Below are 24,987 nucleotides of genomic sequence, written 5' to 3'. Positions count from 1 at the left end.
TTGTCATGCAGCTCCACCGATTTTGAGAACGACAGCGACTTCCGTCCCAGCCGTGCCAGGTGCTGCCTCAGATTCAGGTTATGCCGCTCAATTCGCTGCGTATATCGCTTGCTGATTACGTGCAGCTTTCCCTTCAGGCGGGATTCATACAGCGGCCAGCCATCCGTCATCCATATCACCACGTCAAAGGGTGACAGCAGGCTCATAAGACGCCCCAGCGTCGCCATAGTGCGTTCACCGAATACGTGCGCAACAACCGTCTTCCGGAGCCTGTCATACGCGTAAAACAGCCAGCGCTGGCGCGATTTAGCCCCGACATAGCCCCACTGTTCGTCCATTTCCGCGCAGACGATGACGTCACTGCCCGGCTGTATGCGCGAGGTTACCGACTGCGGCCTGAGTTTTTTAAGTGACGTAAAATCGTGTTGAGGCCAACGCCCATAATGCGGGCGGTTGCCCGGCATCCAACGCCATTCATGGCCATATCAATGATTTTCTGGTGCGTACCGGGTTGAGAAGCGGTGTAAGTGAACTGCAGTTGCCATGTTTTACGGCAGTGAGAGCAGAGATAGCGCTGATGTCCGGCAGTGCTTTTGCCGTTACGCACCACCCCGTCAGTAGCTGAACAGGAGGGACAGCTGATAGAAACAGAAGCCACTGGAGCACCTCAAAAACACCATCATACACTAAATCAGTAAGTTGGCAGCATCACCAAAACCTGCTAGATTTATTACCACGGCTTTTTTTCGATAGGTAGTATGATGTTGAACGTGTCGTGGGACCCTGTATTGATTGGGATTTCCTTTGTTGTCGCGTTTATTGCCTCTTTTATTGCTCTCGATAGTGCGGGCAAAGTGGCAATCTCCAATCGACGTGAATCAACCTTCTGGCGCCTGTCTGGCGGGGCTACGCTAGGGATGGGTATTTGGTCAATGCATTTTATCGGTATGCTGGCCATGAAAATGAGTATGCCGATCAATTACCATTTTTCGCTCACGGCATTTTCTTTCTTTATTGCGCTCATTTCTGCAACTCTCGCCATTAATATCGCCATTTCCGGTAATACGCTTTCAACAAAACGATTAGTCGTAGCCACAGGAATATTAAGCGCAGGTGTCGTCACCATGCACTACGTTGGCATGTATGCCATCATTGAGCATGTTGCCATCCTATGGAGTCATTCGCTGATACTGCTCTCAGTAATGATTGCCATCGTTGCATCTGGTGTGGGTTTGTGGCTGGCTTTTCATTTGCGCCAAAATACCCGTCGCGCCCTGATCAACCGGCTTGTCGCCGCCCTTATTATGGCGCTGGCGATTGCTTCTATGCATTACACTGGGATGGGAGCGGCAACGTTCACCCATTTTGGACACACTGCACACGATGGACTCAGCTCGCTGGAACTCTCTGTCTGGGTCTGCGCCGTCACGCTGGTTATTTTGGGTATCATGTTGGTGGTCTCGATGGTGGATTCGCAACTGCGCACCTCCCGACTGGCAGACAACTTACATCAACTTAACTGCCAGCTTGAGCATCAGGTCCACTTCGATGCACTGACCGGACTTGCCAATCGCACACAAATAGATGCCTGCTTACAGGCCTGTCTGCAACATTCCAAACTGCATCAGCATCAATTTGCTCTGGTATTCATCGACCTCGATCGCTTCAAAGTCGTTAACGATACCTGGGGACATCACATCGGCGATCAGTTGCTGATCGCCAGTACGCAGCGAATCTACAGCTGCCTTGATGACACCATGACGCTGGCGAGGCTGGGGGGAGATGAGTTTATTCTTCTGGTTCCTGACTGTAATAAAGAGGCTATCACCGCTCTGCTGACCCGGATTGCGGCTGCGATTGGCGATCCTTTCACGCTGTTTGGGTACACCATTCGGGTTTCGTTAAGTGCGGGAAGCAGTATTTATCCTGAACATGGTTCCACATTGCATGAGTTAAAAGTAAAGGCTGATATGGCGATGTATCATGTCAAACAGGCTGGCAGAAACGGTTGGGCTATTTATAGCCCGGAAATGGAAGCTATCGCCGATACACCGCCGACATTTTTACAGGAACTGTCACAAGCACTGGAACACGATCAGTTTGAGCTTTGGTATCAACCCAAATACACCGCCGGAGATCATTCTCTGACCGGTTTTGAAGCGTTATTACGCTGGCATCACCCGGAACGCGGCATGCTGTTACCCGCAGAGTTTCTGCCTGCGCTGGAAGACACAGGTCTTATCATTCCGGTCGGGAAATGGGTTATCCAGCAGGCATGCCAGCAGTTACATCAATGGAAGTTACAGGGCTATGCGGAATGGACCCTCGCCGTTAATCTTTCCCCTTCCCAGTTTGAACAACATGATATCGTTGATGTGGTTTGCAGCGCCCTTGCACAATATCAACTATCACCTGCATATCTCACGCTGGAATTGACTGAAAGTACAGCACTTAAAAATTTAAAACGTAGCGCTGAAGTCTTGAATGCATTTTCAGCTTTAGGGATCACCGTTTCTATTGATGATTTCGGCACCGGTTATTCAAATATATTGATGTTGAAGTCTCTTCCGGCACGGGAATTAAAAATTGACAGAGTATTTGTTAAAGATATCAGCGAGAACAGCAAAAATACAAAGATTGTGTCTACTATTATTGACATAGCCCACTCCATGAATATGCAAGTGGTGGCTGAAGGAATAGAGACCCAGGAGCAGGAAATACTCCTGACCCAGATGGGATGTGGCGTGCTGCAAGGTTTCTTATTTGCAAAACCGTTGCCTGCGCATCAGATCCATGAATTGATTCCAACGGAAAGCAACATTAAGCAACAGCGAATCGTACAGTCTTTATCTCCTCAACAATCAATAACATTATGAGACTGTAAAATAAAAAAACAGATGCCATTAAACGGGCAACACAGCAGATAAAGATAACGGGATTATCGATGAGCACAACCGAGCTGCATTCACTGGATTTATTAACCCTGCCGGTGTGGATTGTTTCGCCGCATACCGAAGAACTGGTGTTCGCTAATACCGTTGCACGGGAACTGATGCAGGCCCCCTGCTTTTCTCTACTCCGCAAGGGCATATTTTCAACACATGCCCAGAATGATTTAACCATGTATCTCAGCGATTTGAGAAATCATCACGACATTGTGGAAATTCTTACGGTTTACCGCGAAGGTGAGGACGTCGCGATGGCCAGCCGCCTGTCAATTCGAACCCTGCCGGAATCAGGTGACGTTATTCTTTTCGAAGGCATTGAAACCCCGACTTCGCAAGGTCTGAAAGCGAGCCGTTCAGCGAATTATCAGCGAAAAAAACAGGGATTTTACGCGCGTTTTTTTCAGACCAACTCGGCTCCAATGTTGCTTATCGATCCGTCCCGCGATGGGCTGATCGTTGATGCAAATCTCAGTGCGCTAAATTTTTATGGCTATAGCCATGATACGATGTGTCAGAAACATACATGGGAAATCAATACACTAGGCCGTCATATACTCCCGGTGATGCATGAAATCGCCCATCTTCCCGGTGGCCATAAGCCTTTGCATTTTGTACATAAACTGGCAGACGGCACCTCCCGTCACGTACAAACCTACGCCGGTCCAATCGAAATCTACGGTAATAAGCTCATGTTGTGCATTATTCATGATATTACCGAGCAAAAGCGGCTGGAACAGGAGCTTGAGCGTGCGGCCCTGCGTGACGCCTTAACGGGATTGCTTAACCGCCGACATTTTTATCAGGTAACCGAGCCGGAACAGACCCACGCGATGTCACTGACACAGGATTACAGCCTGCTGTTGATCGACACCGATCGCTTTAAAAGCATTAACGATCTTTTTGGTCATTTAAAAGGTGATGAGGTACTTTGCGCTCTGGCACGCACACTGGAATCCTGTGCGAGAAAGGACGATCTGATTTTTCGCTGGGGAGGTGAAGAATTTGTGCTGCTGCTGCCGCGAACCTCGTTGGACACTGCCCTCAATCTCGCAGAAGTGATACGGGCGACGGTGGCCAAAGTGACTCTCCCTGGCCTTCCCCGCTTTACCGTCAGCATTGGCGTAGCTCGGCACGAAACAAATGAAAGCATCGATGAGTTATTCAAACGCGTTGACGACGCGTTGTACAAAGCCAAGAACGAAGGCAGGAACAGAGTGCTGGCCGCCTGATGTTTACGTCGTTCAGCGACTACGTTTAGCGTGACGCTCCCAGTTGTCTTGTTTTGCTTGTGCGGTTTTACGCAATGCCACATAACATGCCCCGCTGCCGCCGTGATGCGGCAGTGCGGCGCAGTATGCTTGCACATCGTCAAATTCCGTCAACCAGCGCGCTACGTAGCTGCGAACAATATTGGCATGGGAGTTATCGTCACGTCCCTTGCCGTGTATCACCAACACGTTACGCAACCCTTCCTGCTGCGCCTGCAGAATAAAGCTAAAGAGCATCTGGCGACATGTTTCAACAGGTTGGCGAATAAGATTGAGACTCGCCTGCTGCGGGTATTTTCCGTTTCGCAGCTTGTCGGTCACACCGTTCTGTAAACCTTCGCGACGAAACTCGAGCGGCACATTCAACGGGACAATATCGAGAAATCCCGTCGAGAGAAAATTATCCAGTTGAAGCGTATCGACACGCGCCGGAGTGCGAAGATTGCGCATAGGCTGCCAGTGCACATCGGCATGGTTTTTCAGCGGTTGAACATCCCCCATTGCGTCAAGAAACAGCGATGCATCATCAAGGTTCATGTTTCATCCTCCAGCATATTGCGACGAGCATTATCATAACCGCGCACTATTATACCGACAACTATACCGGTAACGGTTTACGGTTATTTCCAATAATTAACCGGATCCGCCGCGCTGAATCGATCTACTCACGACAAGTTGATATCCGTTTTTAGGGGTATAGCTGCGACGGTCACTGGCGTGATAATGTGTAGCCTCGCTTGAATGCTGTAATGAGAGAAACGGATGCTTAACTTACTGGAAGACACCATAGACACGCCGCTGGGCCCGCTGTGGGTTATTTGTGATGAGCAATTTCGCCTGCGCGCAGTGGAATGGGATCAGCACAGCGATCGCATGGAACAATTGCTTGATATTCATTACCGTACAGAAGGTTATCAGCGCATTACCGCCAACAATCCAGGTGGATTAAGCGACAAACTCTCTGAGTATTTTGCCGGAAACCTCAGCATCATTGACTCGCTGGAAACGGCAACCGCTGGGACGCCTTTCCAGCGTGAAGTTTGGCAAGCATTACGAACTATCCCCTGCGGGCAGGTCATGCATTATGGTCAGTTGGCCGAACAGTTGGGACGCCCCGGCGCTGCAAGAGCCGTCGGCGCAGCTAATGGCTCCAATCCAGTAAGCATTGTGGTTCCCTGTCATCGCGTCATTGGACGTAACGGCACCATGACCGGATATGCCGGCGGCGTACAACGAAAAGAGTGGTTATTGCGCCACGAAGGTTATTTGCTACTCTAGATTCCAGGCAATTAATGCCTTATTCATCACACTTCCGCATAATGCGACCCCAAATTAAGTGTGGTTAATCAAGCAGATACAAACATTCGCTCCAGTTATGCCTGAATTATTCTCTATTGGGAGTAGCTCAGGCTTACGTGCTCACCAAAAAGATGTTAAAATTGACAAATATCAATTACGGCTTGAGCAGACCTATGATCCCGGAAAAGCGAATTATACGGCGCATTCAGTCTGGCGGTTGTGCTATCCATTGCCAGGATTGCAGCATCAGCCAGCTTTGCATCCCGTTCACACTTAACGAGCATGAGCTTGACCAGCTCGATAACATCATCGAGCGCAAAAAGCCTATCCAAAAAGGGCAGACGCTCTTTAAAGCAGGTGATGAGCTTAAATCACTCTATGCTATCCGCTCCGGAACGATAAAAAGCTATACCATTACCGAACAAGGCGATGAGCAAATTACCGGTTTCCATCTGGCGGGTGACCTGGTAGGTTTTGACGCCATTGGCAGCGGTCATCACCCGAGCTTTGCTCAGGCGTTGGAAACCTCAATGGTATGCGAAATTCCTTTCGAAACCCTTGATGACCTGTCCGGTAAGATGCCGAACCTGCGTCAGCAGATGATGCGTCTGATGAGTGGCGAAATCAAAGGCGATCAGGATATGATCCTGTTGCTGTCGAAGAAAAACGCTGAAGAGCGCCTGGCGGCCTTTATCTACAATCTGTCTCGTCGCTTCGCCCAGCGTGGGTTCTCGCCTCGTGAATTCCGCCTGACCATGACCCGTGGCGACATCGGTAACTACCTCGGTCTGACGGTTGAAACCATCAGCCGCCTGCTGGGTCGTTTCCAGAAAAGCGGCATGCTGGCGGTGAAAGGCAAATATATCACTATTGAGAACAGCGACGCGCTGGCAGTTCTTGCCGGTCACACGCGTAACGTTGCGTAATCTTTCCGCAAGCCTCTCAGTTATCCTTCTGTCAAATCGCTAAATTTTCCCGATTTATTGATCTGGCAGGAGGTTATTCCCTGTTTCAATCTTCATTATTGGGTTACTCTTTTAGTTACAAACTGCGATGACAGTTGTAAGGAGACCCTGTATGGCTATGTATAAAAATATGCTGGTCGTCATCGACCCTAACCAGGACGATCAACCAGCATTACGGCGAGCTGTTTATTTGCATCAACGGATTGGTGGCAAAATTAAAGCCTTTTTGCCGATCTATGACTTTTCCTATGAGATGACTACCCTGCTGTCGCCTGATGAGCGTACGGCAATGCGTCAGGGGGTCATCAGCCAGCGAACTGCATGGATACGTGAACAAGCGAAATACTACATCGAAGCAGGGATCCCTCTGGAGATTAAAGTGGTCTGGCATAACCGACCCTTTGAAGCCATCATCCAGGAAGTCATCAGTGCCAGGCATGATCTGGTCCTCAAGATGGCGCACCAACACGACCGCCTCGAAGCCGTAATATTTACGCCAACCGACTGGCATTTATTGCGTAAATGTCCAAGTCCGGTATGGATGGTGAAAGACCAGCCATGGCCTGAAGGGGGTAAAGCACTGGTTGCCGTAAACCTCGCCAGTGAAGAGGCTTATCACAACGCGCTCAATGAAAAACTGGTCAAGGAGACGCTACAGCTTGCAGAACAGGTTAACCATACCGAAGTACATCTGGTAGGCGCCTACCCTGTCACACCAATCAATATCGCGATTGAACTGCCTGAATTTGATCCCAGCGTTTATAACGACGCAATTCGTGGACAGCACCTGCTGGCCATGAAGGCGCTACGCCAGAAATTCAGTATTGATGAGAAAGTGACGCACGTTGAAAAAGGCTTACCTGAAGAGGTCATTCCTGATTTAGCCGAGCACTTGCAGGCGGGTATTGTGGTATTGGGGACCGTCGGACGTACCGGTATTTCTGCCGCGTTTCTTGGTAATACCGCGGAACAGGTTATCGATCATCTACGCTGTGACCTGCTGGTCATCAAGCCGGATGAATATCAGACACCAGTTGAACTGGACGACGAAGAAGACGATTAACCACACAATGAAATGCCGGATGGCGATATCATCCGGCATTTTAAACGCCTAGTGTTGCTCCTCACCGCCGAGGAAATAGATACCAAGCGGGATAGCCAACAGAATCGTAAACACCATGCTGTAGACACAAATCATTGCCGATTGAATGGCGTACATTGAAGCGGTCCAGTCGGATAGCGGAATGTCATACTGTTCAATAACGCCACCGATCGTCGCTCGCGTCACGACCGACGCTGCGATAATAAACACTCCAAGCAGGCACAACAGAAACTTCCGTCCCTTCGCTGTTTTCAGCTTAGCCATGATCATAGTACTGTCCTTTTGCAGATGAAAACCTTGTTACTTTGCTCTAACAATACCATGACATCAACTGACTGTCTGCTACATAAACCGCATACAGGGTTGACGTCAGCGTTATTTCGCTGAAAATAGCGCTGATTGCATTATTTATCTCTCCTTTTGATTAATGATCTGACCTCCTTAACTGGGTAAAATATCTGGGGATTAGGATGTCAGATGATATTTAGCTAACACGGAGTTGCCAGGAAGAATCATGATCGCTGAACTGTTTATGAATAATGCGTTTAATTTGACGGTAATTCTTAGCTGCTGTGCCGCGCTGGTCCTGATGAGCGTCTGGTATCATCGTGGAGAGCGTCGCTGCAAAGGATTCATATTTCATGCCGCACAATTTTTTGTCTATGCCATTATCATTGGGACGTTTGGCAGCATTGCTAATAACGTTATCGAAAGTTACAGCCTGAAATTTATCTCCCCCAGCGTGGTCGACTTTATCTGCACCTCGTTGATTGCGTTGATCCTGACCATCAAACTTTTTCTGGTGATTAATCAGTTTGAAAAGACGCAGATTAATAAAGGCAGAGATATCACCAGCGCGAGGATCCTGTCGCGTATCATCAAGATTACCATCGTGGTTGCCATCATTTTACTGTATGGCGAACACTTCGGTATGAGCTTATCCGGCCTGTTAACCTTTGGCGGTATTGGCGGTATCGCAGTGGGTATGGCGGGGAAAGATATTCTGAGCAACTTTTTCTCAGGCATTATGCTCTATTTCGACAGACCGTTTAGCATAGGCGATTGGATCCGCTCCCCAGACCGCAATATTGAAGGCACAGTAGCAGAAATTGGCTGGCGAATGACTAAAATAAACACCTTCGACCATCGTCCGTTGTATGTGCCAAACTCGATTTTCTCCTCCATCAGCGTAGAAAACCCAGGGCGCATGACCAACCGGCGAATTAAAACGGTGATCGGGTTACGATATGAGGATGCCGATAAAGTCGGTGCCGTTGTCGAGTCGGTTAGAGAAATGCTGCAAAGCCATCCAGGAATAGACCAGAAACAAACTCTGTTGGTCTATTTTAATGAATTTGCCGATTCATCGTTGAATATCATGGTGTATTGCTTCACGAAAACCACCGTCTGGAAGGAATGGCTCGCGGTACAGCAAGACGTTTATTTAAAGATTATCACGATAGTCCAGGCAAACGGCGCCGACTTTGCGTTCCCCAGCCAGACGCTGTATATGGATAATCCTGAAACATCGCCATCGACACACTAACAAAAGAAAAGACGCGGAAATCCGCGTCTTTTTTGTACTTATTTCAATGAGGCAATATCAATTACAAAGCGGTATTTCACATCGCTTTTCAACATCCGCTGCCAGGCACGATTAATATCCTGAATATCGATCACCTCGACATCGGCGGTAATACCATGCTGACCGCAAAAATCCATCATCTCCTGCGTTTCGGCAATACCGCCGATAACTGAACCCGCCACAGACCTACGCCCAAGGATCAGGGGAACCGTATTCAGCAACGGATCCAACGCACCAAGATAACCAACCAACACCAGCGTACCGCTTAGCGCCAGGGTTGGGATATAAGGGTTCAGGTCATGAACGTAGGGCACAGTATCGATAATCAGATCAAACTGATTCGCTGTCGCTTTCATCTGTTCACTGTCAGTGGAAAGCACAACGTGACTGGCCCCCAAACGTCTGGCATCAGCTTCTTTGCCCGGTGAACGCGTAAACAGCGTAACTTCCGCGCCCAGCGCATTTGCAAGTTTTATTGCCATATGCCCGAGTCCACCCAGACCGACAACCGCGACTTTACTGCCCTCGCCTACCTGCCAGTGGCGCAGAGGCGACCATGTTGTGATCCCGGCGCAAAGCAGCGGCGCCGCACCGCGTAAATCGATCCCTTCAGGGACCTTCACCACAAACTTTTCGGTAACGACAATTTTGTCAGAATAGCCGCCGAAAGTGGGCAGACCGTCATGACGGTCGATATCGTTATACGTTAGCGTGTTACCTTCTTCGCAATACTGCTCTAGCCCCTGCTCGCAGGCGCTACAGTGTTGGCACGAATCAACCATGCAGCCGACCCCTGCGAGATCACCCACTTTGAATTTTGTTACCGACTTACCAACATGCACCACGCGGCCAATGATCTCATGCCCTGGTACCATCGGATATTTAGCACCGCCCCAATCGTTGTAGGCGTTGTGAATATCCGAGTGGCATACACCGCTGTATAAAATATCGATAACCACATCATCTTCACGCGGATCGCGACGAACAAAATTATGGGGGACTAAATCTTCTTTCACCGCCAGAGCAGCATAACCCTTCACATTCATGACCATTGAGATCTCCTCAGGGATTAGGTGTTACCAGAACCAGCATAGTTCAGGGCAGCTGGTTGTACTCAGCGTCGCTAACCGGTTCCAGCCATTCGTTCGACGCGCCAGGGGCCGGGATTTCCACGGCGATATGGGCAAACCAACTATCACGCACAGCGCCGTGCCAATGTTTCATTCCCGCCGGAATGTGCACGACATCACCGGTTTTCAGCTCGCGCGCCGGTTGATTCCATTCCTGATACCAGCCTCTACCACCGGTCACCAGCAATATCTGTCCGCCCTCATGATGAACATGCCAGAAGTTACGACAACCCGGTTCAAATGCGACATTGCCAATTACCACGCCTTCCATGGAGAGCATGGTCAGATAGCTGTCGCCAGTGAAATACTTCGCATACGCTTCATTTTTCTCTCCACGCGGAAAGACGCTGTTACCATCAAATTGTTCGTTCATAATCTCCACGCTGGCGCTGGGCGCGGTATTCAATTGATTTTGCATTTCGACTCTCCAAAACGGTGGCGACATGTGCCACCGGATGCTGAAAACAGTAAAATTATAGAGACTCTACGTGCCGGTGATTAGAGGGAGAAAAAAGGACAAACTTATGAATCGTGCTCATTAATAATGAGGGTACAATTTATCGGCTGGAGATCGCGTAAAGCCTTACGCTACGATTTCAATCAAGTTACCGTCAGGATCATGTATTACCGCTTCGTAATAGCCATCACCTGTGGTGCGCGGGCCAGAGACTAATATCCCTTGTTCTTTTGCACGCTTCGCCATGGCATCAACATTTTCACTACTGCCAACTGAAATGGCGAGATGCACCCATCCGCAACGATTATTGTCAGGTTGCTGCCCGACAAGACCCGGTTTGGTCATTAACTCAATCGCAATATCCTCGCCAATTTTGACAAAATAAGATTCAAACCCAGGGTTGGTTCTACTGCAGTATTTTTCGTTGATCTTACCGTCAAAAAACGAGACCCAGAAGCGAGCTTGCTGCTCTACATCTTGTGTCCATAACGCCATATGCGCAATCTTCATAGCAAACCTCTTCCCGTTGTATCCAGAATAGTACGACCCCTATATGGGATGTTGACATCGTTAATCATAATGCACGATCATGCACTTTATTGCTCGATGTTTATTTTATCTGGAGTATCCATGCTCGATTACGCCGCATTCCCGGAACAGCGCCAGGCGCTTATCTATCAGATCCTGCAAGAAAACGGCAGGGTCATTTGTTCTCAACTCGCAAACCGATTAGGCGTTTCTGAACATACAATTCGCCGTGACTTGCATGAATTGAGCAAAGATGGCGTGTGTAAAAAAGTTTATGGTGGCGCGGTCATTACACTCCCTGAATCCGAAGACATCGACGTGCGCAAGAGTATTAATGTAGCCAAAAAGAGCAACATCGCGCAGAGATGTGCCAGGCTGGTCAATTCTGGAAGCTGTATTTTTATCGACACGGGTAGTACCAATCTGGCAATGGCAGAAGCTCTGCCCGCCGAACTGGCGTTAACCGTGGTGACAAATTCGCCGGAGATTGCCGCCGTTTTGCTAAAAAAACCGCTGTTTGAAGTCATTATGCTGGGTGGCGTGGTGCAGAGATCTTCAGGTGGGTGCGTGGGAGCTTCCGCCATCGCACAAGTGCAGGACATTTTATTCGATCAGGGATTTATTGGCGGCTGCGCGATGTCGCCTGAATCCGGCTTAACGGGATTTGATTATGCGGATTGTGAGTTCAAAAAAGCGGTGATAAAACAATGTAATGAAACCATCGTCGCGCTAACGGCTGAAAAAATCCCAGCCGTCGCCCAATATGTCGTGACCGAAAGCAGCAATATCGATGTGATTGTTGTAGAGGACAACATCAGCAAAGAGTACGCCACAGCGTTCCAGGCACATGACATTCGAATTTATACCGTCTAACCGCGGTAGGCTCGCTGAAAATTTACTGTGCTAAACGTCGCTCCTGGCGTCAGCGCGGTGATCGCTGACAGATAATCCAGACGGATTTTTTGCTGATTTTCAGATTGCTCCACTACCAGAAATTCTTCTTTTTCCACTGTGGTACACGTCGTCAGCGCTTTAGCATCAAAACATGTGCCATCTGTTAGTTCAATGTGCAACCAATAGTGGTACATGCAGGCGATTTCCAGATAATCATGAAGATCGCAATCTATCGGGTGATACTCTTCGGTCGTTTTCATCACGCTACCGTCCCCCAACAACTTGTATATCCGGGAAATCGCCAATGCAACTTCCCGAACGATCCAGCTATTTCAGCGCTTCAATGGGAGCACCGAAATTAATATGCAGCACATTGCCGTCGATCACCAGCGCTGGCACAGATTTCACGCCAGCCACTTCAGCCTCAGCAACTCGATCAGGTTGCTCTCCCAGATGAACCACATCTATTTCAACATCGGGGGACAAGTGTTGCAGAAGTGTCTGTTCTGCGGAAACACAAACCGGGCAACCTGCATGATAGAAACGAGCTTTAGTCATGATACATCTCCTTTAATTTATAGTATCGAATCGATACTATAAATTATGCTACGCTGCTTTTATTCTTTGTCAATATAGTTTTTAATCGATACTATATGCCGAGGAGGATTTGTTATGCCCGACATGTCACTTTTCGACGTACTTGACCGGCTTTCCAGCCTGACAAGGATGTGGTTTCGCCAGCATCCTTTACTGGCGGATCTCCAGCCAGTGCAACTTAGCGCGTTAATGTATCTGGCCCGTTGCAACCGATATTCCAATACGCCGCTTGGCGTGACAGACTACCTTGGGCTCACCAAAGGTACCGTGTCACAATCGCTGAAGCTTTTGGAAAACAAAGGGTTGATTGTTCGCAAGCCGGATGACCGTGATAAACGTAGCGTCCATCTACACTTAAGTGAGTCGGCCAATACCTTACTGGACGCCCTGCTCCCGCCAACGTTTTTAGTGGAGGGTGAATCGGCAATGGGTGAACGGGCGATCGTGCTCAGAGAGCTGCTGTTAGAACTGTTACGCGGGATCCAGAGAACCAACAATGTGCCTGGCTTTGGTCTTTGCCATAGCTGTCGGTTCCACCAAAAAATTGATGGTCAGGGATTTTGTAATCTGACGAAAGAGAGATTGAGTGAAGAAGATTCATTGCTGATTTGCCGGGAGCATCAGCCGCCGGAAACATAAAATGGCTGGTGCAAAATCACACCAGCCATTTTAACGCAGGCAAAAAAGTTGTCCGTTTTACGAGCTCGCGACGTTTTCTCCACGCTTAGTCATGGATTTTAACGCCAAGGCAGCCGCGGACGAATTCAGGATTAAAATGCTTCACCGCCTCACCCACATAGCCTAAATCCAGCGAGCTGATATGCGCCATTTCGCTATCCGTGAGTGAGAAATCCCAGATGGCAAAGTTCTCTGCAATACGCTCCTGCCGGGTGGATTTAGGAATCACCGTGACGCCGCGCTGCACGTTCCAGCGCAGAACGACCTGAGCAACCGTTTTTTGATGGGCATCCGCAATCCCCTGGAGGATTTCATCTTCATACGGTTTATGCCTGCCACCGCATAACGGCGCCCAGGCTTCAGGCTGAACGTTATAGCGCTTCATAGTTTCAATGGCTACAGGTTGCGCAAAGTAAGGATGTAATTCGACCTGGTTCACCATCGGCTTAATTCTGACGGTTTCACAGAAGTTAGCTAATACATGCGCATAGAAGTTGGAGACGCCAATGGCCTTCAGTTTACCGGCTTCATAAGCCTCTTCCAGCGCACGCCAGGCGCTGAAATAATCGCCCATGGCCTGATGCAATAAATAAAGATCAATATATTCCAAGTCCGATTTTTTCAGCGACGCCTCAATACCGGCTTGAGCCATATCGTAGTTGGCCATATCCTGGACCCACAGCTTAGAAGTGATAAATAACTCCTCACGGGTACACAGACCTTCGGCAATGGCTGCACGAACCGCCTCACCCACGGCATCTTCATTGCTGTACACGGCTGCGGTATCGATGAGGCGGTAACCGGTACGAATAGCGCTTAATACAGACTGCTTACACTCTTCTTTATCGGTGACCTTAAAAACGCCAAAACCAACCATCGGCATTTTGCGATTGTTACTTAGTATGGAGTATTCCACGGCCAAGCCCCCTGTCATGTTAAAACACCATATTAGGCCAGAAACCCCACCGTGATTACCCAGTCATCTCTGATTTGACCTATGCATGGCATTCATTAATACAGATGAGGTTGTTCTGTTAAAGATGAGGGTAAGAAAGGATAAAGGCTGCGATATCAGCCTTTATGAACGCATCAGGACAGGACTGGCTCTACGGAACCAACATAGCATATGAACCTAATTCATGGTTCCGGACATGGCTCCTTCAGGTCGACACTATAAATTCTGAGTAATGTTGTAGTCTGCATAACAGACTACAACATTCAGGTGAGATCAAACTAATGATGCCACCTTTAATGGTGGCACCTGATCTGTAATACGTAACCATCAGCCATCGTCTGTATCCGTTTAAAGGATCCAGATGATGGTTTTACTGATTAAATCTTTCTTTAATGTGATTATCGCTTTTAACAAAAAAGTAGCACATCCCCATTACAACAAATATGAAACCGGAGCCGACGACCCAGTAACCGGGACCAAAGGTCTGGGGGTTCAGTATCATGTATATCAGGGATCCAATAGAGCAAAGCAAGACGCCTGTGCGTAAAACCCATTGGATAAATTTTGTCTGTTCATCCTTCAGTAAATGCTGGGCAAACAACATAACAACCATAATAGCCGGAAATAATATCAAACTGACATCAAGATGCAGCATGCGGAATGCAAAACCATACTCCCCTAGTGGCACAGGGTTAGCTGAGTTATAAAGATCGGCTCGATACTCTTCCAGGAACCCCATACCTGCTACGGTAATCACTATGCTACACCATGTAAGAAAGATCCCCATAAGAGTGTACTTGCTGGATTTGTTTAGTTTGACGCCATTTTTCCCTTTTCCGAAAAGTATTGCGCCAATCAGAAGTAAACCGCCACATAAAATAAAGATACCGATTGTGAAATCACCTAAATCAATACCAGCCACACTATGGCCTCTGGGTTCAAAGAATCCTTTTTCTGTAAATATATGAGGGATCTGTAAATGAGAACCACCGAAACCTGATACTACTAAAATAATAACAACAGCAACCAGCCCAAAAATAACCAGCCATTCACCAGTTGCTTTTATCTTTGCAGTATTTCCGGATAAATATCTCCCGTATCTCCAGGTCACTACCGACAGTATAAGACCAATGACAGCCACTACCATCATGTCTGAGTGAGAGCGTAGTAAATTGTCCTGCCATTCCGGTAGGGTATAACCAATCTTACCAGCATACCAACCTAATATTCCCAGCCAATCGCCAAAATCAAGAATGAACCCGGCTAAATCGCCAATCAGTGCGGCAATGACAGCTGTGCAGGATGCGGCTATAACCAGATAATATGTTCGTGATGACTTTAATTCTTTATTTTTTGACAGAATAAGTCCTGATAACATTGTTATCAGTATCACATCAAGCGATAAAAAAGAAAGAATTTGGTACCACAATGCAAGCTTGCTGTATTCCATAGAACGATTGATCGCACCACCACTTACACCAATTAAAATTGTGGCGATTGTGCAATAGAAAATAATTTTTTTGAATTTTCCGTCAAGACCATAAATCTGACTAACCAGTAGAGCAGTCAGACCAGCAAGACCTACAGACAAGCCATGAAAATACATTATTCTTGAGTAATCTACGGGAGTTACTCTGTCCACAAAAATAGAAAAAGGATTTGAAATAAAAACACTGCATACTGCATAAATGACCAGAATGATGAGTAGCCATTTGATTACCTGTGGCCAGCTATGTTTCCCCAGACCTGGTTCAGGTTCATAGTCCATTGGTTTTATCATCTATGTTATCTCTGTTATGGCTTTTGCTGAGATTTTTGAATACGTGCCAGTGAGTCAAACTGACAGAGCAGTAAGACCAGTGGCTGCGTTTTCTTCTTCAAATTGCCTTATTAGTCCAAATATCTTTGTATAAAGTACCTTGATCCTGGGGTTCAGCCAGTGTGATCATCAGGATCTGTCGGTCATATTATTGGTATAACAAGGTCGCTATATTGACTAAGATCTATAAATCTTTTGAAAGGTGAACCCAAAAACGCAGATTATGTATGTATGACTCAGCAAGTCAGAGACGCTAATGACAGAATAGGTATAACGATGAAAATCTATAAAATCAGATGGTTATATTAATCATCACAGCTATAAGGGAGGTACTGTTGTCTGGGGATAGTCAAAACAAAGCAGGTCAGTGATTGAACAGCATCGCTATGCGATGAAAATGCCTGGGAGGCCGGTATCCTTCACCAGCCTTCAGTTTCCGGAGATGATAAAGCACGGGATCTGACAGACAGGTATACCGGGAACAAAGCCAGCCCGTAGTTATCTCTGAGAAATAGATCTTGAGCGTATGTCCGGACGATTTTTATCCCTACACATCTCACTCTTACGAGTTACTCATGATGCTTTCTCATTCACTGTCATGATAAATATCAGTGGGCTCTCACCCCGGTTTTCATAGAAATGAGGGACATCCGTTCTGGCCGTTGCAGAACAACCGGAATTAACCAGATACATATGCTCTTGTACGCCAAGCGTGAGCGTCCCCGTTTGTACATAAAACAATTCAAGTGTTCCCGTAGAGTGACCGGGCGAAGCAAACTTTTCTCCTGGCTGCATTTCCCACATCCAGAGCTCTGTCATATCCGGCCCCCCGGAACCAGCAAGAAGCCTTGCTCTTCCTCCTTTGTCGCCTTTCCAGAGTTCAGGGATCTCACCTTCAGCAATAAGATGGACGGTTGGTTTTGTCCCTACATCGACAAAATCAGCCACCGATACCCCCATTGCGGCTGCCAGACGGCATAACAGCGCAATACTGGGATTGGCCTTACATCCTTCAATCTCGACCAGCGCTCCCTTACTGACATTTGCCTGCCTGGACAGCTCATCAAGCGACATTTTTTTTTGTTTACGGTACTGCTTAATTCGCTGCGAAACAGCTTCATTGACGGTGCTGACATCTGCACCCGCATCGGTCATTAAGTTGACTTTTTTGGTCATTGGTCGATATCATAAAATAAATTGGTCATTACAGGATTATCCCGTGTTAACACATTCTCCGTCAATTGCCCCGGAAGTTTATCGTACTGCTCCCGGTTTTCGAGCGCTTAGTATCTACGTAAAAGCCTCGCCGGTACTGAATCCTGACGTTGGCAGGGCAGCCTTGCTGGAAGCTTGTGAGGCGGTTATGGCAGGCAGACCGGAATGGGCGGAGTCTCATCTGGCCGCATGGGCTGGCATTTTTCAATCATTTGGCGCCAAACCAAAGCGCACGCCTTGTTCAGCTGATGCGCTACGTAAGCGCGTGCTTCGTGATGGGATGATGCCAGCACTGGATCCTGTTGTTGATCTTTATAACGCCGTCAGCCTCAGCTATGCCGTTCCGGTTGGTGGCGAGAATATTTCCGCTTACCAGGGCGCTCCGCGTCTGACCATTGCGGAAGGTACCGAGCCCTTTGACACGATGAAAGAAGGCGCACCTGTTATCGAGTATCCCTCCCCCGGAGAGGTTATCTGGCGTGACAATGCTGGCGTCACCTGCCGTCGCTGGAACTGGAGGCAAGGGATAAGGACACGTTTAAGTGTTGAAGCGCAGCAAATGTGGTTTATTCTGGAAAGTCTGCCACAGATGCCGCTGGAAAAGCTTCATGAAGCAGGAAGAATGCTGACTGACGGTCTGGAAGAAATGATGCCAGGTCTATGGTGTGAAATTACTCTCATCGAAGATCAGCACCAGTAATCTTATTCAGGACAAACACCTATGTTTACTGGCTTGTCTGCGTTTCCCTTAACTCCATTCACCACCAGCGGCGTGGATGAAAAGGGCTTCAGTCATATTCTTTCTCGCCTAACAGAAGCCCGGGTTGATTCTATGGGTATCCTGGGGTCAACCGGAAGCTACGCTTATCTGACCCGGGAGCAACGCAAGCGCATCGCGACTCTGGCAACACAGCACGCCGGAGAGATCCCTGTCATGGTGTGTGTGGGAGCTGTCAGCACGGAAGCCATCCTGCATCTGTCAGACGATGCGCAAGCCGCGGGCGCAAATGCCCTGCTGCTCCCGGCTGTCAGCTACCAGCCGCTCCGTGACGAAGAAGTCTTCGCACTATTTGAGACCGTTACCCGACACGCGTCAGTGCCGGTGTGCATCTATGATAACCCGGGCACCACACATTTTACCTTTACGGATGAACTGCACGGGCGTCTATCCTCACTGGAGGGGGTTCGCTCGGTCAAGCTTCCTGGTGTCCCGGATAGCCCGACTGCAGCGAGAGAGCGGGTCGAGGCATTACGTCAACACCTGCGTCCTGGCGTAACCATCGGTATCAGTGGGGATACTTATGCCGGGCTGGGATTAAACGCCGGCTGTGAAGTGTGGTACTCCGTTAGCGGTGGTTTGTTTCCGGTGATGGCGAAACAAATTACTGACGCAGCGGCGGCGAACGATCATGAACGCGTTACTGCCCTGACAACGCGCCTTGAGCCATTTTGGGCGCTGTTCCGTAAACATGGCGGAAGCATCCGCGTTATTGCTGCTGCCGCAGGCGTGCTTGGACTTACCGATACGGACTGCCTCCCTCGCCCCCTGCAGCCTTTGTCAGCAGGTGATATCGCGGATATTGCCCGTGTGATAACCACACTGGAGCTGAAATAGCCGTCCTTGAGGACCGGCTGTCTGCCGGTCCTTCTGAAACCTAACCGGGCAATAACCTTCATGACGATCCTTCGGTGTACAAACGCTCCTGCAAAGGCAGCTCTCGCACGCTATGCTCATGCCGTAACGACCTGCGGGTCACCGCCTGACCGCCCTCAATACAGAAAACCTTCTCCCCGATAAGCAATTCCCGCTATTTCACCAGGTTTAGTGCTTAACGATATACATTGTGCGGCTGTATGCGACATCTTCAGGGTTAGTAATCGGATACCCTTTCAGCCACGGTTTAATTAAACGCCCGTTGGTATACTGATAAATCGGCGCAATAGGTGCCTGTTCCATCAGAATTTTCTCCGCGGCGTTATAATCGGCATTGCGCGCTTTCTCTGTATTCTCCAGAGTTGCCTGGGTCAACACTTTGTCGTACGCCGGATCATTAAAGCGGGAGATATTGCCCGTATGGGTCGATGTTAATAGCGACAAGAACGTAGAAGGCTCATTGTAGTCACCCACCCATGAGGCGCGGATCACATCAAAATTACCGGTATTACGGCTGTCGATATACGTTTTCCATTCCTGGTTCTGCAGTTTTACGTCAACACCGAGGTTCTTCTTCCACATAGAAGCCACAGCGATAGCAATCTTCTGATGATTTTCTGAGGTGTTGTACAGCAGCGTCAGTTTAAGCGGTTTCTGCGGGCCATAGCCCGCCGCGCGCAGCAGCGTTTTCGCCTGCGCGTTCAGCTCTTCCTGACTCATTTGCTCAAACGGTGAAGGTTCCGGCACAAATCCTGCCGTTACATCCGGCGTAAAATGCCATGCTGGTTTCTCACCGGTACCCAAAACTTTCTCCGCCATCAGACGACGATCGATAGTCATGCTGAGCGCCAGGCGCACGCGTGAGTCGGCAGTCGGTCCCTTCTGGGTATTGAAGGCATAATAATAAGTACCAAGCTGCGGCGGGGTGTAAACCTGACCCGGGATATCCTTCAACAGTTTCTGGTACATATTTTTCGGGAAGGACTCGGTAATATCAATATCACCAGCAAGATAGCGCTTGGTCGCAGCTGATTCCTGGTTGATCGGCAGGAAGGTGACTTTTTGCAGCACTGTTTTGGCGTTGTCCCAATAATGCGTGTTCGGCACCACTTCCAGTTTTTCGTTTACGACGCGATCTTTGAGCACATAGGCGCCGTTACCAATCAGATTGCCTGGTTTGGTCCACTCTTTGCCGCTCTCAACGTTGGCTTTTTGTACCGGATAGAATGCAAAACTCGCCGTCAGATTGGCAAACCAGGGCAGCGGTTTATCCAGTTGAACTTTCAATGTCCGTGCATCGACAGCACTAACGCCAAGTTTATCAGGCGTGGCTTTGCCATCGATAATAGCCTGAGCATTATTAATACCCGCCAGCGCAGCAAACCAGGCAAACGGCGACAGCGTTTTTGGATCAACCAGACGCTGCCAGCTATAGACAAAATCCTGCGCCGTTACCGGCGTACCATCCGCCCATTGCGCATTGTCACGCAGCGTAAACGTCCAGATGCGGTTATCGTTACTCTTCCACTGGGTAGCGACGCCAGGCACGATCTCACCCTTCTCATTCTGGTTGACCAGCCCTTCAAATAGATCACGAATCACCTGTATTTCAGGCAGCCCAACGGCTTTTGCCGGATCAAGCGACGCCGGTTCGTCTTTTATATGACGCACCAGTTCTTGTTTCTCTGCCAGTACCGTTCCGCTGGGAACATCAGCAGCCCAGGATAAAGAAATGCTGCTAACCAACAACGCACAACAGGTTACTGAAACAGAATGCTGCATAAGGTACCCTCAATTCCGGCTACTAAGTGAATGTGTAATTATTTGTATCGCCAGCAGGAAATGCAATTAACTTCCGACAAGAAAGTGATATTACACCTGAAAAGATAAGTGTGTGAAAACGATTTGATTATCCGTACATTTTGCACAACACTGCGAGTAACAATCCAAGCATTCAGAGATAACTATGACCGTTACCCGTCCCCGTGCCGAGCGCGGCGCATTCCCACCTGGAACCGAACATTACGGACGTTCCTTGTTAGGCGCACCGCTAATCTGGTTTCCTGCACTGGCAGCCGATCGTGAAAGCGGCCTGATACTGGCGGGAACGCACGGCGACGAAAACTCCTCGGTCGTTACCCTTTCCTGCGCATTGCGTACGCTTAACCCTTCCCTGCGTCGCCACCATGTGGTGCTGGCCGTAAACCCTGACGGCTGCCAGCTTGGGCTGCGCGCAAATGCGAACGGCGTCGATCTGAACCGTAATTTTCCCGCCGCAAACTGGAGAGCGGGCGAAACGGTGTATCGCTGGAACAGTAGTGCAGAAGAGCGTGATGTGGTGTTGTTGACCGGCGAAAGTCCGGGTTCGGAACCAGAAACCCAGGCGTTGTGTCAGCTTATTCACCGAATTCATCCCGCCTGGGTAGTCTCTTTCCACGATCCACTGTCCTGTATTGAAGATCCCAGAAGCAGCGAGTTGGGTTCGTGGCTGGCACAGTCGTTTGAATTGCCTCTGGTCACCAGCGTAGGTTATGAAACGCCCGGCTCTTTTGGGAGCTGGTGCGCAGACCTGAATTTACACTGCATAACCGCCGAATTTCCGCCCATTTCATCGGATGAAGCGAGCGAAAAATACCTGCTGGCCATGTCCAATCTGCTGCGCTGGCACCCTAGAGATGGAGCTGCCCGGTCGTAAAATGCAGGGCTGGCTCCGCATCGCTGGCCAGCCAGGTCGGGCCATCAAGATCGGCAAAGTTAACCTGCGACGTAAGCGGCAACGCCGCACCGATCGCCCGGGAGGTACACAGCATGCAGCCCAGCATCAGCGCAAATCCCTGCTCGCGGGCTTCCGTTGCCAGCGCCAGTGCTTCCGTCAGACCGCCTGTTTTGTCCAGTTTGATATTGACCATTTCATAGCGTCCGTGCAGCGCTTTCAGGCTACTGCGAGTGTGGCAACTTTCATCTGCGCAGATGGGCAGCGGATGCACAAAATTCTCCAGCGCGGCATCATCCTGAGCCGGCAGCGGCTGCTCCAGCATCGCCACCCCTAAATCAGCCAACAGCTGACAGCGTGCCGCAAGGCCTTCTGCCCGCCAGGATTCGTTGGCGTCGACAATAATCGTGGCGTCAGGAACAGCCGCACGAATGGCAACCATCCGCTCACTAATCAAGCGAGCATCCAGTTTAACTTTCAGCAGTCTCGCACCATTTCCCCACAGCGCAGCCGCGCTCGCGGCCATTTGTTCCGGCGAGCCAATCACCACGGTTTGCGCCGTCGTCACCACTTCCGCCAGTTCACTTCCCACCAATTCCGCCAGCGACGTCTGCTGTTGACGCGCACTCAGATCCCACAACGCACAATCTACGGCATTTCGCGCAGCCCCTGCTGGCAGCAGCTTTTGCAGCTCTTCACGCGTCAGTCCGTTTTCCAGTTGTGGCGCAATGCTCATAATTTGCGCCAGGACAGAGGCATCGCTTTCACCGTAGCGCGGGTACGGTGTGCACTCGCCAATACCTGTGACGCCATTTTCTGTCAATTCGACGACAACCACATGCGCTTCGGTTCTGCTCCCACGGGCGATGACAAAGGGAGTGTGCAGCGGCCAGGCTTCCTCATATACCTTAACTGTTCTCATTTGTTTTCCTTAATGCAGTCCCTGAAGCGGATATCCGCAAATAGCGTTTGCCGTGTTAACTGTTGATGGCATAAACTAGCCTCGACGTTAACTATATGTAAACAGGAAGATAACCATGTCACAAACCGTTCATTTCCAGGGCAACCCGGTTGCAGTTGCCGGCTCCATTCCTCAGGCTGGAAGCAAAGCTCAGGCTTTTACCCTTGTGGCTAAAGACCTGTCTGACGTTACGCTGGGCCAGTTTGCAGGCAAGCGCAAAGTGCTGAATATTTTCCCAAGCATCGATACTGGCGTTTGCGCGGCATCGGTACGTAAGTTTAACCAACTGGCGACAGAAATCGACAATACCGTCGTACTGTGTATTTCGGCCGACCTGCCATTCGCCCACTCTCGTTTTTGCGGCGCGGAAGGTCTGAGCAACGTTATCACGCTGTCCACCCTGCGCAACGCAGAATTCCTGAAAAACTACGGTGTTGAAATCGCTGAAGGCCCGCTGAAAGGTTTGGCCGCACGTGCCGTGGTTGTTATCGATGAAAATGACAACGTCGTCTTCAGCCAACTGGTCAATGAAATCACCAACGAACCAGACTACACAGCGGCGCTGGACGTACTGAAAGCTTAAGCTGCGTCTGCATACAAAAATGCCTCCGGATGGAGGCATTTTCATTTTCGGCATTACTCTTCGCTTTTTTTCTGTTGGCTCAGACCGTACTCGCGTAATTTATTGGCAATCGCAGTATGCGAAACACCCAGGCGCTTGGCCAGCTTGCGCGTGCTGGGATAATTCATATACAGCTGCGTCAGCACGGAGCGTTCAAAGCGGCTGGTAATTTCATCCAGCGACCCTTCCATTACCTCTTCTCCGACCGCAACCGTTGCCGCATCATAATCCGGCAGCAAAATATCCTGTGGCCGCAGTTCATAGCCTTCAAGCTGGGTCAGCGCCCGGTAGATAGCATTTTTAAGCTGACGCACGTTGCCCGGCCAACCGTAACGGGTTAACACCGTGCTGAGATCGGCGGACAGCTTCGGACGCGGCACGCCCTGCTCATCGGCAAAACGCGCCACGAACAGTTCGGTGAGCGGCATAATATCTTGTGGGCAATCGCGCAGCGGCGGCAGGTTTAACGTCAGTACATTCAGACGATAATAGAGGTCTTCACGGAAAAGTCCTTTCTGCACCAGCTCCACAAGGTTCTTTTGCGTGGCGCAAATCACACGGACATCAACATGAACTTCGTGATCTTCTCCCACGCGACGGAACGTACCGTCATTGAGAAAACGCAGCAATTTGGTCTGCATACGCGGCGACATTTCGCCAATTTCATCTAACAGAACCGAACCGCCATTCGCCTGCTCAAAGAACCCTTTTTTACCTTCCGGCGCATGGCCAAACAGCTCGCTTTCAACCGCATCTTCAGGGATTGACGCACAGTTCAGCGCCAGATACGGTTTCGACGCACGCGGGCTTGCCAGATGGCAGGCATGAGCAAAGAGATCTTTGCCGGTGCCGGTATTACCAGTAATCAGTAGCGGCGCGCTCAGCGTCGCCAGCTTGCGCGCTTGTTCTACGACGTGTTTCATTTTGGTGCTGACGGCAATAATCTGGCTAAACGCACTGAGATCCTGCGTTGTCATATTTTGCAGCTGACGTCCCATTCGGATGGTGGAGCGCAACATCACCACCGCGCCGGTCAACATCTGCTCCTGATTTTCGCCCTGCAAATGGACGGGCGTAATTTCCATCAGGAAATTCTGCCCGTTAATCACGACATGTTCGCTATGGGAATCCTGCGGATTGCTTTCCAGCCAACGCTGGAAGTTAAACCCATTGATTAACTGGGCTGCGGTATGGTTGCGCATCCGCTCCTGGGTGTGCGCAAAAAGTTGACAGCTCGCAGGGTTCGCCATCTCAACTTTGCTTTTCATATCAAGAGAAAGGACCGGCTCTGGCAACGCTTCAAGCAGCGCACTTAGTGCCAGATGTTCACGTTCGGAAGGCATCCATGGCACGGTACGCACATCCGTAACCCCTGAAATACGGCGAATTTCAGCCATCAGGCTGCTGAAGTTGGTGAACTCCAGCTCCGCAAAATTAAGGTAAATCCGCCCGATGGGGTCAATTTCGATGCCGCGTAAATCAATGCTTCTCAGCACCAGTAAATCGAGCAATTCGCGGGTCAGACCAAGACGGTCTTCACAAAAGACTTCCAAACGCATAGGAACCTTCATCAGGACAAGGGATTATGTAGTAAATG

Annotated in this window: 26 protein-coding genes; 12 read left to right on the top strand and 14 right to left on the bottom strand. The window is 49.4% G+C overall.

The window, feature by feature from the left end; all coding sequences use genetic code 11:
• A protein-coding gene (locus OGY72_RS11875) for an IS1-like element IS1A family transposase (RefSeq protein ID WP_249362192.1) occupies positions 1-658 on the bottom strand; the annotation gives its coding sequence in 2 pieces (ribosomal slippage) (positions 1-409 and positions 409-658; 659 coding nt annotated over the 2 pieces). This gene is flagged as partial in the annotation.
• Positions 659-761: 103 nt separating this feature from the next.
• Here OGY72_RS11875 and OGY72_RS11870 point away from each other — a divergent pair.
• Both OGY72_RS11870 and OGY72_RS11865 read left to right on the top strand, forming a co-directional pair.
• Complete coding sequence (locus OGY72_RS11870) at positions 762-2,876, top strand: putative bifunctional diguanylate cyclase/phosphodiesterase (RefSeq protein WP_286547790.1); 2,115 nt, start codon at positions 762-764, stop codon at positions 2,874-2,876.
• A 68-nt stretch (positions 2,877-2,944) separates the two neighbouring features.
• A complete protein-coding gene (locus tag OGY72_RS11865; RefSeq protein WP_286547789.1) occupies positions 2,945-4,177 on the top strand; it encodes a GGDEF domain-containing protein in 1,233 nt (410 codons plus the stop codon).
• A 12-nt stretch (positions 4,178-4,189) separates the two neighbouring features.
• On the opposite strand, the gene smrA is transcribed toward OGY72_RS11865, so the two are convergent.
• Positions 4,190-4,753, bottom strand: coding sequence for a DNA endonuclease SmrA (gene smrA / locus OGY72_RS11860; protein ID WP_003833225.1), 564 nt, complete (start codon positions 4,751-4,753; stop codon positions 4,190-4,192).
• A gap of 225 nt (positions 4,754-4,978) precedes the next feature.
• Here smrA and ogt point away from each other — a divergent pair, with 225 nt between their 5' ends.
• From ogt to uspE, 3 genes are all read left to right on the top strand, one after another.
• Positions 4,979-5,494, top strand: a complete 516-nt coding sequence (gene ogt, locus OGY72_RS11855; protein WP_003833227.1) for a methylated-DNA--[protein]-cysteine S-methyltransferase — start codon at positions 4,979-4,981, stop codon at positions 5,492-5,494.
• Positions 5,495-5,688: 194 nt separating this feature from the next.
• The gene (fnr, locus tag OGY72_RS11850) at positions 5,689-6,441 is read left to right on the top strand and encodes a fumarate/nitrate reduction transcriptional regulator Fnr (protein ID WP_003020397.1); all 753 of its coding nucleotides are present in this window, start codon (positions 5,689-5,691) and stop codon (positions 6,439-6,441) included.
• A gap of 151 nt (positions 6,442-6,592) precedes the next feature.
• Positions 6,593-7,543: a universal stress protein UspE gene (uspE, locus tag OGY72_RS11845; RefSeq protein ID WP_003833229.1), complete on the top strand. Its 951-nt coding sequence runs from the start codon at positions 6,593-6,595 to the stop codon at positions 7,541-7,543.
• Positions 7,544-7,591: 48 nt separating this feature from the next.
• Here uspE and OGY72_RS11840 read toward each other — a convergent pair whose 3' ends face one another.
• Complete coding sequence (locus tag OGY72_RS11840; protein WP_003020403.1) at positions 7,592-7,852, bottom strand: DUF2534 family protein; 261 nt, start codon at positions 7,850-7,852, stop codon at positions 7,592-7,594.
• Between the two features lie 244 nt (positions 7,853-8,096).
• Here OGY72_RS11840 and OGY72_RS11835 point away from each other — a divergent pair, with 244 nt between their 5' ends.
• The gene (locus OGY72_RS11835; RefSeq protein ID WP_063940805.1) at positions 8,097-9,128 is read left to right on the top strand and encodes a mechanosensitive ion channel family protein; all 1,032 of its coding nucleotides are present in this window, start codon (positions 8,097-8,099) and stop codon (positions 9,126-9,128) included.
• Between the two features lie 38 nt (positions 9,129-9,166).
• Here the strand turns inward: OGY72_RS11835 and OGY72_RS11830 are convergent, their stop codons facing one another.
• The 3 genes from OGY72_RS11830 to OGY72_RS11820 form a co-directional block, all read right to left on the bottom strand.
• Positions 9,167-10,219, bottom strand: coding sequence for an NAD(P)-dependent alcohol dehydrogenase (locus OGY72_RS11830; protein ID WP_126957483.1), 1,053 nt, complete (start codon positions 10,217-10,219; stop codon positions 9,167-9,169).
• Between the two features lie 43 nt (positions 10,220-10,262).
• Positions 10,263-10,670 (bottom strand): cupin domain-containing protein, encoded by a 408-nt coding sequence (locus OGY72_RS11825; RefSeq protein WP_279275964.1) that lies wholly within the window; start codon positions 10,668-10,670, stop codon positions 10,263-10,265.
• A gap of 210 nt (positions 10,671-10,880) precedes the next feature.
• On the bottom strand, positions 10,881-11,264 hold the full coding sequence (locus OGY72_RS11820; RefSeq protein WP_286547788.1) for a VOC family protein: 384 nt from the start codon (positions 11,262-11,264) through the stop codon (positions 10,881-10,883).
• 120 nt (positions 11,265-11,384) lie between these two features.
• Between OGY72_RS11820 and OGY72_RS11815 the strand changes: the two genes are divergently transcribed.
• Positions 11,385-12,155, top strand: coding sequence for a DeoR/GlpR family DNA-binding transcription regulator (locus OGY72_RS11815; RefSeq protein ID WP_286547787.1), 771 nt, complete (start codon positions 11,385-11,387; stop codon positions 12,153-12,155).
• On the opposite strand, the gene OGY72_RS11810 is transcribed toward OGY72_RS11815, so the two are convergent.
• A complete protein-coding gene (locus OGY72_RS11810) occupies positions 12,152-12,436 on the bottom strand; it encodes a Rho-binding antiterminator (RefSeq protein WP_003833248.1) in 285 nt (94 codons plus the stop codon). The two genes, OGY72_RS11815 and OGY72_RS11810, sit on opposite strands and share 4 nt — an antisense overlap.
• A gap of 67 nt (positions 12,437-12,503) precedes the next feature.
• Positions 12,504-12,734: a glutaredoxin family protein gene (locus OGY72_RS11805; protein WP_126317915.1), complete on the bottom strand. Its 231-nt coding sequence runs from the start codon at positions 12,732-12,734 to the stop codon at positions 12,504-12,506.
• Between the two features lie 114 nt (positions 12,735-12,848).
• Here OGY72_RS11805 and OGY72_RS11800 point away from each other — a divergent pair, with 114 nt between their 5' ends.
• Complete coding sequence (locus tag OGY72_RS11800) at positions 12,849-13,412, top strand: MarR family winged helix-turn-helix transcriptional regulator (RefSeq protein WP_008784906.1); 564 nt, start codon at positions 12,849-12,851, stop codon at positions 13,410-13,412.
• Positions 13,413-13,497: 85 nt separating this feature from the next.
• Here the strand turns inward: OGY72_RS11800 and OGY72_RS11795 are convergent, their stop codons facing one another.
• The 3 genes from OGY72_RS11795 to OGY72_RS11785 form a co-directional block, all read right to left on the bottom strand.
• Positions 13,498-14,367 (bottom strand): aldo/keto reductase, encoded by an 870-nt coding sequence (locus tag OGY72_RS11795; protein WP_149384195.1) that lies wholly within the window; start codon positions 14,365-14,367, stop codon positions 13,498-13,500.
• Between the two features lie 409 nt (positions 14,368-14,776).
• Positions 14,777-16,174, bottom strand: a complete 1,398-nt coding sequence (locus OGY72_RS11790; RefSeq protein WP_286547786.1) for a hypothetical protein — start codon at positions 16,172-16,174, stop codon at positions 14,777-14,779.
• Positions 16,175-16,798: 624 nt separating this feature from the next.
• Complete coding sequence (locus OGY72_RS11785) at positions 16,799-17,401, bottom strand: helix-turn-helix domain-containing protein (protein WP_149384193.1); 603 nt, start codon at positions 17,399-17,401, stop codon at positions 16,799-16,801.
• A 43-nt stretch (positions 17,402-17,444) separates the two neighbouring features.
• Between OGY72_RS11785 and OGY72_RS11780 the strand changes: the two genes are divergently transcribed.
• Together OGY72_RS11780 and OGY72_RS11775 are read left to right on the top strand one after the other, a co-directional pair.
• Positions 17,445-18,140 (top strand): B3/B4 domain-containing protein, encoded by a 696-nt coding sequence (locus OGY72_RS11780; RefSeq protein ID WP_286547785.1) that lies wholly within the window; start codon positions 17,445-17,447, stop codon positions 18,138-18,140.
• 21 nt (positions 18,141-18,161) lie between these two features.
• The gene (locus tag OGY72_RS11775) at positions 18,162-19,055 is read left to right on the top strand and encodes a dihydrodipicolinate synthase family protein (protein WP_286547784.1); all 894 of its coding nucleotides are present in this window, start codon (positions 18,162-18,164) and stop codon (positions 19,053-19,055) included.
• Between the two features lie 207 nt (positions 19,056-19,262).
• On the opposite strand, the gene mppA is transcribed toward OGY72_RS11775, so the two are convergent.
• Positions 19,263-20,876, bottom strand: coding sequence for a murein tripeptide ABC transporter substrate-binding protein MppA (gene mppA, locus OGY72_RS11770; RefSeq protein ID WP_008784907.1), 1,614 nt, complete (start codon positions 20,874-20,876; stop codon positions 19,263-19,265).
• A gap of 184 nt (positions 20,877-21,060) precedes the next feature.
• Between mppA and mpaA the strand changes: the two genes are divergently transcribed.
• Positions 21,061-21,789, top strand: coding sequence for a murein tripeptide amidase MpaA (gene mpaA / locus OGY72_RS11765; RefSeq protein WP_286547783.1), 729 nt, complete (start codon positions 21,061-21,063; stop codon positions 21,787-21,789).
• Here mpaA and ycjG read toward each other — a convergent pair.
• Positions 21,764-22,729 carry an L-Ala-D/L-Glu epimerase gene (ycjG, locus tag OGY72_RS11760; protein WP_286547782.1) on the bottom strand — a complete coding sequence of 322 codons (966 nt, stop codon included), beginning with the start codon at positions 22,727-22,729 and terminating at the stop codon, positions 21,764-21,766. The two genes, mpaA and ycjG, sit on opposite strands and share 26 nt — an antisense overlap.
• Positions 22,730-22,844: 115 nt before the next feature.
• Here ycjG and tpx point away from each other — a divergent pair, with 115 nt between their 5' ends.
• A complete protein-coding gene (gene tpx / locus OGY72_RS11755; protein WP_003020437.1) occupies positions 22,845-23,351 on the top strand; it encodes a thiol peroxidase in 507 nt (168 codons plus the stop codon).
• Positions 23,352-23,404: 53 nt separating this feature from the next.
• Here the strand turns inward: tpx and tyrR are convergent, their stop codons facing one another.
• A complete protein-coding gene (gene tyrR, locus OGY72_RS11750) occupies positions 23,405-24,949 on the bottom strand; it encodes a transcriptional regulator TyrR (RefSeq protein WP_003833259.1) in 1,545 nt (514 codons plus the stop codon).
• Between the last annotated feature and the right edge of the window lie 38 nt (positions 24,950-24,987).

It is taken from the genome of Citrobacter sp. Cpo221 (assembly GCF_030332345.1).
In the GTDB taxonomy this organism is placed as follows: Bacteria; Pseudomonadota; Gammaproteobacteria; order Enterobacterales; family Enterobacteriaceae; genus Citrobacter; species Citrobacter portucalensis.
Note: the sequence above shows the minus strand (reverse complement) of the source record. Positions and strands in the feature narration are given on the sequence as shown.